This is a genomic window from Lysinibacillus sp. CNPSo 3705 (assembly GCF_028674935.1).
GTDB lineage: Bacteria > Bacillota > Bacilli > Bacillales_A > Planococcaceae > Lysinibacillus.
The window spans coordinates 91,686-109,689 of sequence record NZ_JAQZSD010000002.1 but is presented as its reverse complement, the minus strand read 5'-3'; the positions used below and the strand labels follow the sequence as shown (position 1 = coordinate 109,689).

Sequence of the window (18,004 nt, the reverse complement as noted above, 5' to 3'; positions counted from 1 at the left end):
CGAACGGGCCCATCCGCCATCCCACAATCATAGCTTACAAATTAGTTATACTTTATGCAAGATGAAAATTCAATTATTCACCTTTATTTTTTTTAACGATATCAGCAGCAATTGATTTTGGTACTTCTTCATAATGATCAAATGTCATTGAGAATACACCACGACCTTGTGTTGCTGAACGAAGAGTTGTTGCATAACCAAACATTTCCGATAGTGGAACCATTGCACGAACAACTTGAGAGTTACCGCGAGCTTCCATACCCTCAACACGTCCGCGACGAGAAGTAATGTTACCCATGATATCACCAAGGTATTCTTCTGGAATGACAACTTCTACTTTCATCATTGGTTCTAAGATAACTGCGTCACATTGTTTAGCAGCTTCTTTAAGAGCCATAGATGCAGCGATTTTGAACGCCATCTCATTCGAGTCAACGTCATGGTAAGAACCGAATACTAATTTCGCTTTAATGTCGATTAGTGGGTAACCAGCTACTACACCGCGTTCAAGAGAGTCACGAAGACCAGCTTCTACAGCAGGAATGTATTCACGAGGTACTACACCACCAACGATAGCGTTTTCGAATTCAAAGCCTTTACCTTCTTCATTTGGAGAGAACTCAATCGTTACGTCACCATATTGTCCACGACCACCAGATTGGCGAGTGAATTTACCTTGAACTTTTGCAGAGCTACGGAATGTTTCACGGTAAGATACCATTGGAGCACCTACGTTAGCTTCTACTTTAAATTCACGGCGCATACGGTCAACTAAGATATCAAGGTGAAGCTCACCCATACCTGAGATGATTGTTTGACCAGTTTCTGTGTCAGTGTGAGCACGGAAAGTTGGATCCTCTTCTTGAAGTTTTTGTAAAGCTTGACCCATTTTATCTTGGTCAGCTTTTGATTTTGGTTCTACAGAAAGAGAAATTACTGGCTCAGGGAATTCCATTGATTCAAGAATAACTAGGTTTTTCTCGTCACACAGAGTATCACCAGTAGTAGTATCTTTAAGACCTACTGCTGCTGCGATGTCCCCAGCAAATACTTTAGAAATCTCCTCACGAGAGTTTGCGTGCATTTGTAGGATACGACCTACACGCTCGCGTTTACCTTTAGAAGAGTTTTGTACGTATGAACCTGATTCTAAAGTTCCAGAGTACACACGGAAGAAAGTTAATTTACCTACGAATGGGTCAGTCATAACTTTGAATGCAAGAGCTGAGAATGGCTCTTCATCAGAAGAATGACGTTCTAATTCTTCTTCACCATCAACATCAGTACCTTTGATTGCTGGTACATCTAGTGGAGATGGTAAGTAATCGATAACTGCATCTAACATTGGGCGTACGCCTTTGTGTTTGAATGCTGTACCACAGATTACTGGGTAAAATTCTACTGCGATCGTAGCACGACGGATAGCCGCTTTAAGTTCAGCAACAGAAATTTCTTCGCCTTCTAAATATTTTTCCATGATTTCTTCATCAACACTTGCAACAGCATCGATTAATTTTTCACGGTATTCTTCAGCTTGTGCGCGGTGCTCTTCAGGAATTTCACCATGAGTCACTGCTGTACCTTTTTCGTCGCCGTAGAAAGTAGCTTTCATTTCAACTAAGTCAATGATTGCTGAGAACTGATCTTCAGCTCCGATAGGTAATTGGATAGGGTGAGCGTTTGCTTGTAAACGTTCGTGTAGAGTTCCTACAGAATATAGGAAGTCTGCACCTGTTTTATCCATTTTGTTAATGAACACGATACGTGGAACGCCGTAAGTTGTAGCTTGACGCCATACTGTTTCAGTTTGAGGTTCAACACCAGATTGAGCATCAAGAACTGTTACAGCACCATCAAGTACGCGTAGTGAACGTTCAACTTCTACAGTGAAGTCTACGTGTCCAGGAGTATCGATGATGTTTACACGATGGCCGTTCCATTGAGCTGTTGTCGCAGCAGAAGTGATTGTGATACCACGTTCTTGCTCTTGTTCCATCCAGTCCATTTGAGAAGCGCCTTCGTGAGTTTCACCGATTTTGTGAATCTTACCTGTGTAATAAAGGATACGCTCAGTAGTTGTTGTTTTACCAGCATCAATGTGAGCCATGATCCCAATATTACGAGTATTCTCTAGAGAGAATTCGCGTTTCATAAGGTATTTCTCCTTCCATATTGGGCTTATACGATGTTTAGATTACCAACGGTAGTGAGCGAATGCTTTGTTCGCTTCTGCCATTTTGTGCATATCTTCACGTTTTTTAACTGATGCACCTGTGTTGTTAGAAGCATCAAGGATTTCGTTAGCTAAACGTTCTTCCATCGTTTTTTCACCACGAAGACGAGCGTAGTTAACTAGGTAACGAAGACCTAAAGTTGTACGGCGTTCTGGACGTACTTCTACTGGCACTTGGTAGTTAGAACCACCAACACGGCGAGCACGTACTTCAAGAACTGGCATTACGTTATTTAGAGCAGCTTCGAATACTTCAATTGGATTTTGACCAGAACGTTCTTTAACTAGATCGAACGCACCGTATAAAATCTTTTGAGAAGTACCTCTTTTACCATCAACCATCATTTTATTAATTAAACGAGTTACTAGTTTTGAACTATAAATTGGATCTGGTAACACGTCACGTTTGGAAACAGGACCTTTACGAGGCATGTGTTTTCCTCCTTTCGAATAGTTATCGATTTATTTTAAAAACATTGTCTTGCTATATTTGCCGCAAAAAATTCCAATCTGCTAGCAAGATTAGAAATTTGCGACAAACTTATGCTTATTATTAAGCAACGCTTAATAATGTTAAATTATTTTTTTTCTTTAGGGCGTTTTGTTCCGTATTTAGAACGTGATTGTAAACGACCGTTTACACCAGCTGTATCAAGAGCTCCACGTACGATATGGTAACGAACACCCGCTAAGTCTTTTACGCGTCCGCCACGGATAAGAACAACACTGTGCTCTTGTAAGTTGTGGCCTTCACCTGGGATATAAGCTGTAACCTCGATTTGGTTAGTTAAACGTACACGAGCGTATTTACGTAACGCTGAGTTTGGTTTACGAGGTGTCATTGTACCCACACGAGTACAAACTCCGCGTTTTTGTGGAGATTTAACGTCAGTTAAAGATTTTTTAAATGAGTTATATCCTTTGTTTAACGCTGGTGATTTTGATTTCGTGATTTTAGATTGACGAGGCTTACGTACTAATTGGTTAATTGTAGGCATCGATATTTCCTCCCTTCATTTATTCCTTGTTAATACCACACATCCAGGTGGTTCATTTTTTGGGTAAAAACAAAGTCTTTGTGTTTAATACACAAAAACTACTCTACAGTAATCGCAACTACCGCAGCTCCAACATGGATTCCACAGGCCTTGCCCAGTTCCTTTTTGGACTCAACAAGAATAACTGGTATACCGATTTCTCTCGCGAAAGATATGGCCGAATCGGTTACCCAATTGTCTGCATCAAGTGCCACAAAAAGTTCTTTCACTGAACCAGCTTGCATTGCTTTTACTGCTTGCTTTGTACCTATGATTGTTTGACTTGCCCTCACTTTATCATAAGACATTCTCATATCCTCCGAAGTACAGAACAGTTAACTATCAACCTTCAATATATTATCATTACCAATTTCGACTGTCAACTAATATCTTTAAAAAGTCCGAAGAGATGATAAAAAATACATCTCTTCGGTACTTATTTTAAAATTATTCAGCAGAAACTAGATCTTCTGTGTCAAGCTCATCTTTTTCGATACGGATTTGACGATAACGTTGCATACCAGTACCTGCAGGAACAAGCTTACCGATAATTACGTTTTCTTTTAATCCTAGAAGCTCATCACGTTTACCTTTAATAGCAGCATCCGTTAACACGCGAGTTGTTTCTTGGAATGATGCAGCAGATAAGAATGATTCTGTTTCAAGAGAAGCTTTTGTAATACCTAGAATTACAGGGCGACAAGTCGCAGGGTTTTTGCCATTCATAACAGCATCTACATTTGCCTCTGTGAATTGGTGAATATCTAGTAATGAACCTGGTAATAATTCAGTGTCACCAGCTTCGATTACACGAACTTTACGAAGCATTTGGCGAACCATTACCTCGATATGTTTGTCTCCAATTTCTACCCCTTGCATACGGTATACTTTTTGTACTTCTTTTAATAAATATTCTTGAACTGTTGAAACGTCTTTTACTTTTAATAATTGTTTTGGATCGATAGAACCCTCTGTTAAAACTTGACCACGTTCTACTGTGTCACCTTCGACAACTTTTAGACGTGCATTATAAGGTGCTTGATATTTACGAGTTTCTACGTCACCTTGAATTGTAATTTCTTTTAGACCTTCACGGATTTCAGTGACATCCGAAACAGTACCAGTAATTTCTGTAATAACAGATTGACCTTTTGGATTACGTGCTTCGAAGATCTCTTGGATACGTGGAAGACCTTGTGTAATATCGTCACCGGCAACCCCACCAGTATGGAATGTACGCATCGTTAACTGTGTACCTGGTTCACCGATTGATTGAGCCGCAATAATACCAACTGCTTCCCCAACTTCAACCTTTTCACCTGTTGCCAAGTTCATGCCGTAACATTTTTTACATACACCATGTTTTGTATTACATGTGAATGCTGAACGGATTGTTACTTCCTCGATACCAGCCTCGATCACCGCGCGAGCGATATCTTGATCGATTAAGCCATCTTTTTCTAAGATAACTTCGCCTGTTTCTGGATGCATAATTGTTTTCTTCGTATGACGACCGATAATACGTTCATCTAACGCTTCAATTAGCTCTGTGCCTTCCATTAACGCGCCGATTGTTAAACCGCGGTCAGTTCCACAGTCATCCTCACGAACGATAACATCTTGTGCTACGTCAACAAGACGACGTGTTAAGTAACCTGAATCGGCCGTTTTTAGGGCTGTATCGGCAAGACCTTTACGAGCACCGTGAGTAGAGATGAAATACTCTAATACCGTTAAACCTTCACGGAATGAAGATTTAATTGGAAGTTCGATGATACGACCAGCCGGGTTGGCCATCAGACCACGCATACCAGCTAACTGTGTAAAGTTAGATGCGTTACCACGGGCACCTGAGTCAGACATCATAAAGATTGGGTTTGTTTTCTCAAGCGATTTCATCAGCTTCGATTGAATTTCGTCTTTCGCAGCACTCCAGCTTGAGATAACGCGATCATAACGCTCATCTTCCGTGATGAAACCACGACGGAATTGCGCTTGAACTTTATCTACTTTTTCTTGAGCTACCGCTAAAATTTCGCCTTTGTCTGGTAATACGACGATGTCAGATACACCTACAGTGATACCAGCACGTGTTGAATATTTGAATCCTAGGTTCTTCATGCGGTCAAGCATTTTAGATGTTTCAGTAATGTGGAAACGTTTAAATACTTCAGCAATGATATTACCTAAGAATTTTTTACGGAATGGGTTTACAACTGGTACCGATGCAAAGTATTTACGCAGTACAGCTGTGCGTTGTGCATCAACTTTACCTTTTTCATCAAGCCCATTGTAAGCTGCATCTGCCTCAAGCTCTTTTAACGTTTCTTCATCAATTGTTAAATTAACAAAGTATTTGTCTGGTGTTTCTTGTTCTAAGTTGAATGCAGTTGGCTCATTAATGTATGGGAATGATTTAGGCAAGATTTCGTTAAAGATTACTTTACCAACAGTCGTTAATAAGAACATATTATTTTGTTCCTCAGTAAATGTTGGGTTATTTAACGAACTTGCTTTAATCGCAATACGAGTATGCAAATGAACATGACCTGTATCATACGCAATTAATACTTCGTTTGGTCCATAGAAAGTTGTTCCTTCGCCGCGAGCTGCTTCACGTTCAAGTGTTAAGTAGTAGTTTCCTAATACCATATCTTGAGATGGTGTTACAACTGGTTTCCCGTCTTTCGGGTTCAGGATGTTTTGTGCAGCAAGCATTAGAAGACGAGCTTCTGCTTGTGCTTCTGCTGATAATGGTACGTGAACCGCCATTTGGTCACCATCGAAGTCAGCGTTATAAGCTGTACATACTAATGGGTGAAGACGAATAGCACGACCCTCAACTAGTGTTGGTTCAAACGCTTGAATACCAAGACGGTGAAGCGTAGGTGCACGGTTTAGTAATACCGGATGCTCACGAATGACATCTTCTAAAACGTCCCATACATCGTTGTTTAAACGCTCGATTTTACGTTTAGCAGATTTAATATTATGAGCAAGACCACGTTCTACTAACTCTTTCATTACAAAAGGCTTAAATAGCTCAATTGCCATTTCTTTTGGTAGACCGCATTGGTACATTTTTAAGTTTGGACCTACTACGATAACCGAACGACCAGAGTAGTCAACACGTTTACCAAGTAAGTTTTGACGGAAACGACCTTGTTTACCTTTCAGCATATGTGAAAGTGATTTTAATGGACGATTACCAGGACCTGTTACAGGACGACCACGACGACCGTTATCGATTAATGCATCAACAGCTTCTTGTAACATACGTTTTTCGTTTTGTACGATGATACTTGGTGCACCAAGGTCTAGTAAACGTTTTAAACGGTTATTACGGTTGATTACACGACGATATAAATCATTTAAGTCGGAAGTTGCAAAACGACCACCATCTAATTGCACCATTGGACGAAGCTCTGGCGGAATAACCGGTAGTACATCTAAAATCATCCATTCAGGAGAGTTACCTGAGTTACGGAATGATTCAACAACTTCAAGACGTTTAATCGCACGAGTACGACGTTGACCTTGTGCTGATTTTAACTCTTCTTTTAAAGAATGAGTTTCATCTTCCAGATCAATTTTGCCTAATAATTTTTTAATGGCTTCCGCACCCATAGATGCTTCGAATGTGTTGCCGAATTTTTCGCGATATGCACGGTACTCTTTTTCAGAAAGTAGTTGTTTACTTTCTAAGTTTGTAGCACCTGCTTCGATTACAACGTAAGAAGCAAAGTAAATTACTTCTTCTAGTGCACGTGGGGACATATCTAAAATAAGACCCATACGGCTAGGAATACCTTTGAAGTACCAGATATGAGATACTGGTGCTGCTAATTCGATGTGGCCCATACGTTCACGACGAACTTTGGCACGTGTTACTTCTACGCCACAACGATCACAAACTACGCCTTTATAACGTACACGTTTGTATTTACCACAATGACACTCCCAGTCCTTAGTTGGACCGAAAATACGCTCACAGAATAAACCATCTTTTTCTGGTTTTAAAGTACGATAGTTAATTGTTTCAGGTTTTTTAACTTCACCGTATGACCAAGAACGGATCTTGTCAGGAGAAGCTAAACCAATTTTCATATATTCAAATTCATTAACGTCTATCAAGGAGCCTACCTCCCTCTAGTATAGGTCTTTATAAAGACTCTTTTACGCAGCTCGATAATCGTTTGCAAGAATCATGTCTCTTTAGCAAAAGATTAAAAATAGAATGATTTAATCAATTATGCCTCGGCATAATTGTGTCCGGAATCGGCTTTGTGTTTAGGCCTGCACGATGCAGGTCAGTTAGCCGTTATCGCATGGATGCGATGGTTTTAGGCTAACATCCCCTAAGAATTCCTTTCCGATTCCGTGACACCCGCCGGAGGCTTTGGGCCAACGTGATGTTGGTCACTCAGTCGTTGCCACAGGAAGTGGCGTTCTTAGACTGAGTTCCTCTGTTCAGCAAGTGTTTTTTTGTAGCGAAAGCGAAGCATCAGCTACAGGCATTTTGACTTCTGCTGAAAGAAGTTAAAAGAAAAAGCCGGACAGGGCGTTAAATCCTGCCCGACTAATTTGAAAAATAACTTTGACCGTGTTCACAAAGCTGTGAACTAACGTTTTCCATTATTCAAAAGACTCTACTGGCTCTTCTTCTGTATCTTGCTGTGGTGCAATGTTAAGTGCGTCAGCTGGTTGAAGATCATCTTCTTCGTCTAAGTCGCGAAGTTCTACCTCTTCATCATTAACTGTTAACATTTTGACATCCATACCAAGAGATTGAAGTTCTTTAATCAATACTTTGAATGATTCAGGAACACCTGGCTCTGGTACACTTTCACCTTTAACGATTGCTTCGTATGTTTTCACACGACCAACAACGTCATCAGATTTAACTGTTAAGATTTCTTGAAGTGTGTAAGCAGCACCGTATGCTTCAAGTGCCCATACTTCCATCTCACCAAAACGTTGTCCACCGAACTGTGCTTTACCACCAAGCGGCTGTTGAGTAACAAGTGAATAAGGACCTGTTGAACGAGCGTGAAGTTTATCATCAACCATGTGAGCAAGTTTGATCATGTACATGACACCAACTGATACACGATTATCGAATGGTTCACCTGAACGTCCATCATACAGGATTGTTTTACCATCACGGTTCATACCTGCTTCTTCCATTGTTTCCCAAACATCTTCCTCGTTGGCACCATCAAATACTGGAGTTGCCATATGAACGCCTAAGTAGCGAGAAGCCATACCTAAGTGTAGTTCTAAAACTTGTCCGATGTTCATACGAGAAGGTACGCCAAGTGGGTTTAACATGATATCAACAGGAGTACCGTCTGGCATGAATGGCATATCCTCTTCCGGTAAGATACGAGAGATAACCCCTTTGTTACCGTGACGTCCGGCCATTTTGTCCCCAACGCGAATTTTACGTTTTTGAACAATATAAGCACGAACTAATTGGTTAACACCTGGTGGTAATTCATCGCCATCTTCACGGTTAAATACTTTAACGTCAAGAATAATACCGCCAGCACCGTGTGGTACACGTAATGAAGTATCACGAACTTCACGAGCTTTTTCACCGAAGATAGCATGTAATAAGCGTTCTTCAGCTGTTAATTCTGTAACCCCTTTAGGTGTTACTTTACCTACAAGAATGTCACCATCACGGACTTCCGCACCAACGCGAATGATACCACGTTCATCTAGGTTACGAAGTGCATCTTCCCCTACGTTTGGAATATCGCGAGTGATTTCTTCAGGTCCTAATTTTGTATCACGAGACTCTGATTCATATTCTTCAATATGAACAGATGTATAAACATCATCTTTTACAAGGCGTTCGCTCATGATAACAGCATCCTCATAGTTAAAGCCGTTCCAAGTCATGAACGCAACAAGTACGTTACGACCAAGAGCAAGTTCACCTTTTTCCATAGATGGACCGTCTGCTAAAATGTCACGAGGTTTCACGCGTTCGCCAACTTTAACAAGTGGACGTTGGTTGTATGAAGTACCTTGGTTAGAACGAATGAATTTTTGTAATTTATATTTTGTTAAATCGCCTTTTACCTCTTTACCGTCAACGACTTCAATGCGGCGAACATGGATAGAGCGAGCTTCAACGTGCTCAACAATACCATCATACTTCGCTACTACAGCCGCACCTGAGTCACGCGCATCAACGTGTTCCATACCAGTACCAACGAATGGTGCTTCTGGGTTAAGAAGAGGAACTGCTTGACGTTGCATGTTGGCACCCATAAGTGCACGGTTCGAGTCATCGTTTTCTAAGAACGGGATACATGCAGTCGCAGCTGACACTACTTGCTTAGGAGATACATCCATGTAGTCCATTTGCGATTTATTAAATACTGTATTGTCCCCACGGAAACGACCTACTACTTCGTCTTTAGCAAATGTACCATCAGGATTTAATGGTGAGTTCGCTTGTGCTACATAGTAGTTATCTTCTTCATCTGCTGTTAAGTAATCAATTTGATCCGTTACTCGACCTGTTTCATGGTCAATACGACGATAAGGTGTTTCAATGAATCCAAATTTATTTACTTTGGCAAATGAAGATAAAGAGTTGATTAAACCAATGTTTGGACCCTCTGGTGTCTCGATTGGACACATACGACCATAGTGAGAATAGTGAACGTCACGTACTTCGAAACCAGCACGCTCACGTGTTAAACCACCAGGTCCTAATGCAGATAGACGACGCTTATGCGTTAACTCTGCCAATGGGTTTGTTTGGTCCATGAATTGCGATAATTGAGAGCTACCAAAGAACTCTTTAATTGATGCAATTACCGGACGAATATTAATTAATTGCTGTGGTACGATCGCAGCTGTATCGTTAATAGACATACGCTCACGTACTACACGTTCCATACGGGATAAACCGATACGGAATTGGTTTTGTAGAAGTTCACCAACAGAGCGTAGACGACGGTTACCTAAGTGGTCGATATCATCTGTTGCCCCTACTTGGTAAAGTAAGTTGAAGAAATAACTTACTGAAGATAGTACGTCAGCAGGCGTAATATTCTTCACTTCTTCATCAATGTACGCATTACCAATAATATTGATTTCTTTTTGCGCTTCATCTTTTGGTGCATAAATTTTAATAGACTGGATTGTTACATCGTCTTCAAGTACCCCGCCAACTTGTGATAAAGTGCGGTAACCGATTCCTTTTGATGAATCTTCTAAGTACGGTAAGATTTTATCTAAAGTACGACGATCAAGAACTGTACCCTTCTCTACTAAAATTTCGCCTGTTTCTGGGTCTACAAGCGTTTCAGCAATCGTTTGGTTAAATAAACGATTTTTGATATGAAGCTTTTTATTCATTTTGTAGCGACCAACATTCGCTAAATCATAGCGTTTTGCATCGAAGAAACGAGAGTATAATAAACTCTTCGCACTTTCAACTGTTGGTGGCTCACCTGGACGTAAACGTTCATAGATTTCTAAAAGTGCTTTTTCAGTACTTTCAGAGTTATCTTTTTCTAACGTATTACGTAAATACTCGTTATCACCAATAATATCGATAATTTCTTGGTCTGAACCGAAGCCTAATGCACGAAGTAACACTGTTACTGGTAGCTTACGAGTACGATCAATACGCACGTATACTACATCTTTCGCGTCAGTTTCGTATTCTAACCATGCACCACGGTTCGGAATAACTGTCGCTCCGAAACCTTTTTTACCGTTTTTATCAGTTTTATCATGGAAATACACACTTGGCGAACGAACTAATTGTGAAACGATAACACGTTCAGCACCATTGATAATGAACGTACCTGTCTCTGTCATTAATGGGAAGTCACCCATAAAGACATCCTGTTCTTTCACTTCGTCTGTTTCTTTGTTGTAAAGACGTACTTTCACACGTAATGGAGCTGCGTAAGTAACATCTCGCTCTTTACACTCATCAACATCATACTTAGGATCTCCTAATGAATAATCGATGAATTCTAATGAAAGATTGCCTGTAAAGTCCTCGATCGGCGAAATGTCACGGAACATTTCACGTAAACCTTCTTCAAGGAACCACTCGTAAGACGCCGTTTGAATCTCAATCAGATTTGGAAGCTCAAGCACCTCGTTAATACGCGCAAAGCTTCTACGCTGGCGGTGTTGTCCATACTGAACTAGTTGACCTGTCAACTCATTCACCCCTCAATAAAGCGATATTAGGTCTTTGCAAAATCATACAAATAGTGTATGATTTCGAAAGACAAAAAGAAAACGAGTCTTCAAAAAGATCTCATTTTCGGTTAACTAAACTTATCTTGGCAAGTATACCCACATTATAACAATCATATTCAAAAAGGGCATACGACCTCAAAATAATATTTTTGCATTTTACCATATTATCATAGCCGATTTGTCAAGTCAATAATTTATGCATATTTCACTTATTTTTTCGCGCGTACTATCCAGTACCCTTTTTTCTTCTCCACAACATCGACTTCAGAAAATTTCTCTTCTAAGTAACTTACCGTTGATGGTGCACCTTGTTTCTTCTGTATTACTACCCACAGCTCACCAGATGACACTAACTTATCATAAGCTCCATCGTAAAAGCGGAAAATTGTTTCCTTTCCTGCGCGAATTGGAGGATTGGTTAAAATAGCTGCGGCGTTTACATCATTATCAACCATCGATAGTCCGTCACTCACAAATATCCGTACATTTTGAACACCGTTTACTTGCGCATTTTTTTGCGAGAGTGCAACAGCACGTTCATTGATATCCATCATAAAAACGGTACGGTCTGGGTTTGTTTTAGCAATCGATAATCCGATTGGTCCGTACCCACACCCCACATCAAAAATCGCACCATCAATATCAGGCATTTGAAAAGCATCTATTAAAACACGGGATCCAAAATCTACTTCGCTTTTACTAAATACACCTGCATCCGTTTCAAAGGAAAACGTATGCCCTAACAACTTGAATGTCCAGTGACGAGGTTTACTCTCGGTTTGAGGCTTACTCGTATAATAGTGATCTGACATTTCCACGCCTCCTCAGAATGAAGAAAAAAGCTCGCCACAATGACGAGCTTCCCTTTTGTTTACAAGTAACGCGAGATTACTTAACTTCTACAGATGCGCCAACTTCTTCAAGTTTAGCTTTGATTTGTTCAGCTTCATCTTTAGAAACGCCTTCTTTAAGAGCTTTAGGAGCGTTATCTACTACTTCTTTAGCTTCTTTAAGACCTAAACCAGTGATTTCACGAACCACTTTGATTACTTTGATTTTTTCTGCACCAGCAGATGCTAATACTACGTCAAACTCAGTTTTTTCTTCAGCAGCGCCAGCAGCAGCACCTACTACTGCTACAGGAGCAGCAGCTGTTACACCGAATTCTTCTTCGATAGCTTTTACTAAATCGTTTAATTCAAGAACTGTCATAGCTTTGATAGCTTCTAAGATTTGCTCTTTATTCATTATAATTTCCTCCTAATTGGATAATGTTTTATTTTTGCGGTCAGGCCGCGGAAGTTATAGGGCGTATATTACGCGCCTTGTTCTTCTTTTTGTTCTGCAACAGCTTTTGTTGCAAGTGCGAAGTTGCGCACTGGAGCTTGAAGTACAGATAAAAGCATAGAAAGAAGACCTTCGCGTGATGGAAGTTCTGCAAGTGCTTTAACATCTTCAACAGAAGAGATTGTACCTTCAATAATACCCGCTTTAATTTCTAAAGCTTCGTTTTTCTTAGCGAACTCGTTGATGATTTTAGCAGGAGCTACAACATCTTCATTTGAGAACGCAATTGCGTTTGGACCAACTAATACGTCATTGATTCCTTCAAGACCAACTGCTTCAGTAGCACGACGTGTTAAAGTGTTTTTGTAAACTTTGAACTCAACACCAGCTTCACGAAGTTGTTTACGAAGTTCAGTTACTTGTGCAACGTTAAGACCACGGTAATCCACAACTACTACAGAAGCAGCATTTTGGAATTTCTCTGTAATCTCTTGAACTTGTACTTGTTTGTTTTCGATAGCTTTGCTCATGATGACACCTCCTATTAGAATGGGTCATTTATACCGACAAAAGAAAAGCCTCTGAGTCAAATAGACACAGAGGCTGAAAGTCATCATCTTTAAAATAAGAATCCGAATTCCGCTGTCCTCGGTAGGATCATTAAGTGACAAGTCACTCCTACTGTCTACGGTACAAATGGATGATTCACAACAGCAACCATCTTATCATAGATAGACAGCGCCGTCAACAGATTTACATAAAATTATTTTACTACTACGCTTGAAGCATCAACTTTAACAGCTGGACCCATTGTAGTTGTAACGTTTACAGATTTCATGTAAGTACCTTTAGCTGCAGCTGGTTTTGCTTTTTGCACTACATCAAATACAGCTAAGAAGTTTTCTACTAATTTTTCTGTAGAGAAAGAAGCTTTACCGATAGGCGCGTGGATGATACCAGCTTTATCAGCACGGTATTCTACTTTACCAGCTTTAATTTCGTTGATCGCTTTTGTTACATCGAAAGTAACTGTACCAGTTTTAGGGTTTGGCATTAAACCTTTAGGTCCTAATACGCGACCAAGTTTACCAACTTCACCCATCATGTCAGGAGTTGCAACGATTACATCGAAATCAAACCAACCTTGTTGGATTTTTTGGATGTATTCTGCATCGCCTACATAGTCAGCACCAGCAGCTTCAGCTTCTTTAAGTTTTTCACCTTTAGCGAATACTAATACGCGTTGAGTTTTACCAGTACCGTTTGGTAACACTACTGCACCACGGATTTGTTGGTCGTTTTTACGAGTATCGATTCCTAGACGGAAAGCAACTTCTACAGTAGCGTCGAAGTTCACTGTGCTAGTTTTTTGAGCAAGTTCGATTGCTTCTTGAGCGCCGTATAATGCGTTACGGTCGATTAATTTTGCTGCATCTTGCAGTTTTTTACCTTTTTTAGCCATTATATAATTCCTCCTTGATTGTGGTTATAGCGGATTTTACCTCCCACGAATAAAGGTTGCGCGTTCACAAAGAAACTCCGCAACCTTCCAAAAAACAAATACATCATCAAGTAAAACTGGGATTAGTCTTCGATAACAATACCCATGCTTCGTGCAGTACCTTCAACCATTAACATAGCAGCTTCTACTGAAGCAGCGTTAAGGTCTGGCATTTTAGTTTCAGCGATTTCGCGAACTTTATCACGTTTAACCGTTGCCACTTTTTTACGATTTGGTTCACCAGATCCAGATTGGATACCAGCTGCTACTTTAAGTAGTACTGCTGCAGGTGGAGTTTTTGTAATGAAAGTGAATGAACGGTCCTCGAATACTGAAATTTCAACCGGAATGATAAGACCAGCTTGATCTGCAGTACGCGCGTTGAATTCTTTACAGAATCCCATGATGTTCACACCTGCTTGACCTAATGCAGGACCAACCGGTGGAGCTGGGTTTGCTTTACCAGCAGGGATTTGAAGTTTAACAACTTTAATAACTTTTTTAGCCACGAGACACACCTCCTTAAGTCCGTGATGTGGTAATTGGGTTGCCCCTCCCACTCAATATCTGTCTGTCAGCTAATTGCCGATAACATTAAAATTATCATTGCAGACGTCAAACCAAAGTATGACAATCTGACCTAGAAATGATACCACTTTTAATTTTTTTAAGCAAGTAGTAATTAACAAAATCTGCGACATACGTCTTAGACATATGTACTTTAGTTACTAGAACTACATTTTTTGTATTTGCTCAAAATCTAGTTCCATAATTGTTTCGCGACCAAACATGTCGACAGAAACTTTGACCTTTCCTTTTTCAGTGTCAATTTCTTCAACACGTCCTTGGAAGTGAGCAAATGGCCCTTCTAATACTTCAACTGCTTCTCCAACAGAAATATCAATCTCGACGATTTTGTCAGTCATTCCCATTTGTTGAAGTAGACGATCCGCTTCTTCAGGCAATAAAGGTGTCGGCTTTGCACCACCACCAGATGAACCGATAAAGCCAGTTACACCTGGCGTATTACGTACAACATACCATGAATCATCTGTCATAATTAGCTCGACTAAAACATAACCAGGGAAAACTTTACGCATCATAGTACGCTTTTTCCCATCCTTCATTTCTGTTTCTTCATGTTCAGGTACAATAACACGGAAAATCTTATCCTGCATACCCATTGTTTCTACACGTTTCTCTAGGTTTGCTTTTACACGGTTTTCATACCCTGAATACGTATGAACAACATACCAATTTTTCTCCATAACTACTAGGACTCCTCGTCCGTCCCTCCCTTACAAATAAGAGTGAAAATGATTCACGATATGCTAAGTGCATTGTTTACTCTTTTCACAAACTGCTCATTAGAAAAACATAGCTTTCGCTAACAGCTAGCAAAAGCCTGATGATATATACCAAATCTAGCATAGTCATCTATTGCTACCCTCATACTATCGCTAGTAGCATACTTATCCAATTGAGAATATTTTACCGCTGTTCACGTCTTCAAATTCGCCTTGGCTTAATTTGCGTCTGGTTTTGAATCGTGCCCAGGCCTGCCGAGGGCCGACATGATGTCGGTCATTTCGGTAATGGGGTTTTTACCGATGCAGGTCAGTTAGCCGTTTTCGCGTGATGCGAGATTTCAGGCTAACATCCTAATATTCATTTTAATCCGTGACATCCTAAGGAGACTTTAGGCCAACAGATGTTTTTTGCAAGAAAACGTAGTGCTAACGCAGCATCAGCGGCATGATCTTGTTCACTCAGTCGTGTGTTGTTGTTGTCGCTTCGCTTTCGCACAGATAAATTGCCACAGGACGTGGCGTTCATAGACTGCGTTCCTCTATTTCAGTAGGTGTTTAGACACCCAATGACAAGAAACTATAACTGTATCCATCTTACCACCTATTGAGATGAGCGTCTCCTTCTGAATGAAGATAAAACAAACGAAAAAACCCGTTTATTGTCATGACGGGCTATTTCAGAAGTATTAACATGCTATTTACTAAATTATAAATCTAAGTACCAGCGGAATAATGATGAAATACCTAAGTCTACTAACACAAAAAATAAAGCCATAATTACAACAGTTGAAATTACAACGACTGTATATTTCGTCAGTTCTTTACTTTTTGGCCAGCTTGTTTTGCGCATTTCCGACATTACATTGCTGAAAAAGCCTTTAATCTTGCCCATTCTAGCCTAACCTCCGAATCAATCATATCTGTCTATTTACAAATTATTTTATAGCGTTTGTTTATGCACTGTATGTTCATTGCAATGCGAGCAAAATTTCTTTAATTCGAGGCGTACAGTTGTATCTTCCTTAGCTGGAAACGTATAATTTCTCGATCCGCATTTTTCGCAATTTAGAACGACTTTTTTTGCCATATAATCACCTTTTCGGCACTTTGTCTTTTCAAGACTAACACCTATATTTGTCAATGTCAACAAAGGCATACAACCGCTAAGACATTTCTTCAAGAACTAAATGTCGCTCTAATTTACGCTTTACTCGTTGCAAAGCATTGTCAATAGACTTCACATGGCGATTTAATTTCTCAGAAATTTCATGGTAAGATTGCCCGTCTAAGTAAAGTGCTAACACTTGTAGTTCTAATTCACTTAAAATCTCACCCATCTTTTCTTCTAAGTAGCCAAACTCTTCTCTATGAATCATTAATTCTTCCGGATCATCCATAATAGCACCGGTTAACACATCCATTAAAGTACGATCTGACTCCTCATCAAAAATAGGCTTGTCCAAAGAAACATAAGAATTTAGCGGTATATGCTTTTGCCTTGTAGCTGTCTTAATAGCCGTAATAATTTGTCTTGTAATACATAATTCAGCAAATGCTCGAAAAGAAGCAAGCTTATCTCCCTTAAAATCACGAATAGCTTTATACAAACCAATCATGCCCTCTTGCACAATGTCTTCTTTATCTGCACCAATTAAAAAATAAGATCTAGCCTTCGCTCTCACTAACAAACGGTATTTCGTAATTAAATAATCCAACGCATCTGTATTACCTTGATGCACCATTTCAATAAGTTCTTCATCATTGAATCGTTCAAAATCTTGTGTCACTTGTACAATACTATTTTTAAACATGGTATCACCTCAGCTACAACAGATAATTAGGAACAGTATAACGGAATTGGAAAATATGAGTCAATCAATCATTTCAAACCACGCCGCCATTTTTCGAATGCTAAAGCAACATCGGGCTTTAGTGCTATACGAGATGGCGGCTTGCTATCTTGTTTTCGTTTCACATCGTGAGAAATTTTATGTTGGATAATACCCAGATCAATTTCTAGCTCTCTTGCCGATTTTCGAAGAGCACCATTACCAAAAATAACATTTTGCTCTGCCATATCAGAGGTTGCTACGTGAATCTGTACATTTCTAGCTTTTAGTTCGTGTGTCATTTTCTCGATACGTTCATCTGCTGTTTCGTTTTTCCGTGTATAAATGACTTCGACATCATTTTCTAAATAAGTTTGCTCTACACCCGGTACAAGGTGTGCGTCAAAAACTATAATTACGCGCCACCCTATAGCTGCCTTATACTCAGCCATAAGCTCAATTAATCTCCTACGGGCATCTTCAAAATTTGTATCACGTAATGGTCGAAGCTCTTTCCAAGCCCCTATCATATTATAGCCGTCAACAAGCAAAATGTTGTTCAT

Annotated in this window: 16 protein-coding genes and 1 other annotated feature; all 16 genes read right to left on the bottom strand. The window is 39.9% G+C overall.

The window, feature by feature from the left end; all coding sequences use genetic code 11:
• Nucleotides 1-73: 73 nt before the first annotated feature.
• The 16 genes from fusA to PVA17_RS01275 all read right to left on the bottom strand — a co-directional run bounded on the left by fusA (nucleotide 74) and on the right by PVA17_RS01275 (nucleotide 18,004).
• A complete protein-coding gene (gene fusA / locus PVA17_RS01350; protein WP_132362683.1) occupies nucleotides 74-2,152 on the bottom strand; it encodes an elongation factor G in 2,079 nt (692 codons plus the stop codon).
• Nucleotides 2,153-2,194: 42 nt separating this feature from the next.
• Entirely contained in the window at nucleotides 2,195-2,665 is a 471-nt protein-coding gene (rpsG, locus tag PVA17_RS01345) for a 30S ribosomal protein S7 (RefSeq protein ID WP_132362681.1), read from the bottom strand.
• Between the two features lie 146 nt (nucleotides 2,666-2,811).
• Entirely contained in the window at nucleotides 2,812-3,231 is a 420-nt protein-coding gene (rpsL, locus tag PVA17_RS01340; RefSeq protein ID WP_010860613.1) for a 30S ribosomal protein S12, read from the bottom strand.
• A 98-nt stretch (nucleotides 3,232-3,329) separates the two neighbouring features.
• A complete protein-coding gene (locus PVA17_RS01335; protein ID WP_132362679.1) occupies nucleotides 3,330-3,578 on the bottom strand; it encodes a ribosomal L7Ae/L30e/S12e/Gadd45 family protein in 249 nt (82 codons plus the stop codon).
• A gap of 139 nt (nucleotides 3,579-3,717) precedes the next feature.
• A complete protein-coding gene (rpoC, locus tag PVA17_RS01330; RefSeq protein WP_132362677.1) occupies nucleotides 3,718-7,404 on the bottom strand; it encodes a DNA-directed RNA polymerase subunit beta' in 3,687 nt (1,228 codons plus the stop codon).
• Nucleotides 7,405-7,905: 501 nt separating this feature from the next.
• Nucleotides 7,906-11,481 (bottom strand): DNA-directed RNA polymerase subunit beta, encoded by a 3,576-nt coding sequence (rpoB, locus tag PVA17_RS01325; protein WP_248717491.1) that lies wholly within the window; start codon nucleotides 11,479-11,481, stop codon nucleotides 7,906-7,908.
• Between the two features lie 242 nt (nucleotides 11,482-11,723).
• A complete protein-coding gene (locus PVA17_RS01320) occupies nucleotides 11,724-12,326 on the bottom strand; it encodes a class I SAM-dependent methyltransferase (RefSeq protein ID WP_132362673.1) in 603 nt (200 codons plus the stop codon).
• Between the two features lie 76 nt (nucleotides 12,327-12,402).
• Nucleotides 12,403-12,762, bottom strand: coding sequence for a 50S ribosomal protein L7/L12 (gene rplL / locus PVA17_RS01315; RefSeq protein ID WP_132362671.1), 360 nt, complete (start codon nucleotides 12,760-12,762; stop codon nucleotides 12,403-12,405).
• A 68-nt stretch (nucleotides 12,763-12,830) separates the two neighbouring features.
• Nucleotides 12,831-13,331 carry a 50S ribosomal protein L10 gene (gene rplJ, locus PVA17_RS01310; RefSeq protein ID WP_068986555.1) on the bottom strand — a complete coding sequence of 167 codons (501 nt, stop codon included), beginning with the start codon at nucleotides 13,329-13,331 and terminating at the stop codon, nucleotides 12,831-12,833.
• Nucleotides 13,332-13,363: 32 nt separating this feature from the next.
• Nucleotides 13,364-13,510 (bottom strand) — a sequence feature (ribosomal protein L10 leader region).
• A gap of 54 nt (nucleotides 13,511-13,564) precedes the next feature.
• A complete protein-coding gene (gene rplA / locus PVA17_RS01305; RefSeq protein WP_132362669.1) occupies nucleotides 13,565-14,263 on the bottom strand; it encodes a 50S ribosomal protein L1 in 699 nt (232 codons plus the stop codon).
• Between the two features lie 122 nt (nucleotides 14,264-14,385).
• Nucleotides 14,386-14,811, bottom strand: a complete 426-nt coding sequence (gene rplK / locus PVA17_RS01300; RefSeq protein ID WP_004233593.1) for a 50S ribosomal protein L11 — start codon at nucleotides 14,809-14,811, stop codon at nucleotides 14,386-14,388.
• Between the two features lie 225 nt (nucleotides 14,812-15,036).
• Complete coding sequence (nusG, locus tag PVA17_RS01295) at nucleotides 15,037-15,570, bottom strand: transcription termination/antitermination protein NusG (protein ID WP_049662801.1); 534 nt, start codon at nucleotides 15,568-15,570, stop codon at nucleotides 15,037-15,039.
• Between the two features lie 748 nt (nucleotides 15,571-16,318).
• The gene (gene secE, locus PVA17_RS01290) at nucleotides 16,319-16,504 is read right to left on the bottom strand and encodes a preprotein translocase subunit SecE (protein WP_053482826.1); all 186 of its coding nucleotides are present in this window, start codon (nucleotides 16,502-16,504) and stop codon (nucleotides 16,319-16,321) included.
• Nucleotides 16,505-16,552: 48 nt separating this feature from the next.
• The gene (gene rpmG, locus PVA17_RS01285) at nucleotides 16,553-16,699 is read right to left on the bottom strand and encodes a 50S ribosomal protein L33 (RefSeq protein ID WP_132362667.1); all 147 of its coding nucleotides are present in this window, start codon (nucleotides 16,697-16,699) and stop codon (nucleotides 16,553-16,555) included.
• 76 nt (nucleotides 16,700-16,775) lie between these two features.
• Nucleotides 16,776-17,423 carry an RNA polymerase sporulation sigma factor SigH gene (sigH, locus tag PVA17_RS01280; protein WP_049662792.1) on the bottom strand — a complete coding sequence of 216 codons (648 nt, stop codon included), beginning with the start codon at nucleotides 17,421-17,423 and terminating at the stop codon, nucleotides 16,776-16,778.
• Nucleotides 17,424-17,491: 68 nt separating this feature from the next.
• A complete protein-coding gene (locus PVA17_RS01275) occupies nucleotides 17,492-18,004 on the bottom strand; it encodes an NYN domain-containing protein (RefSeq protein ID WP_274066697.1) in 513 nt (170 codons plus the stop codon).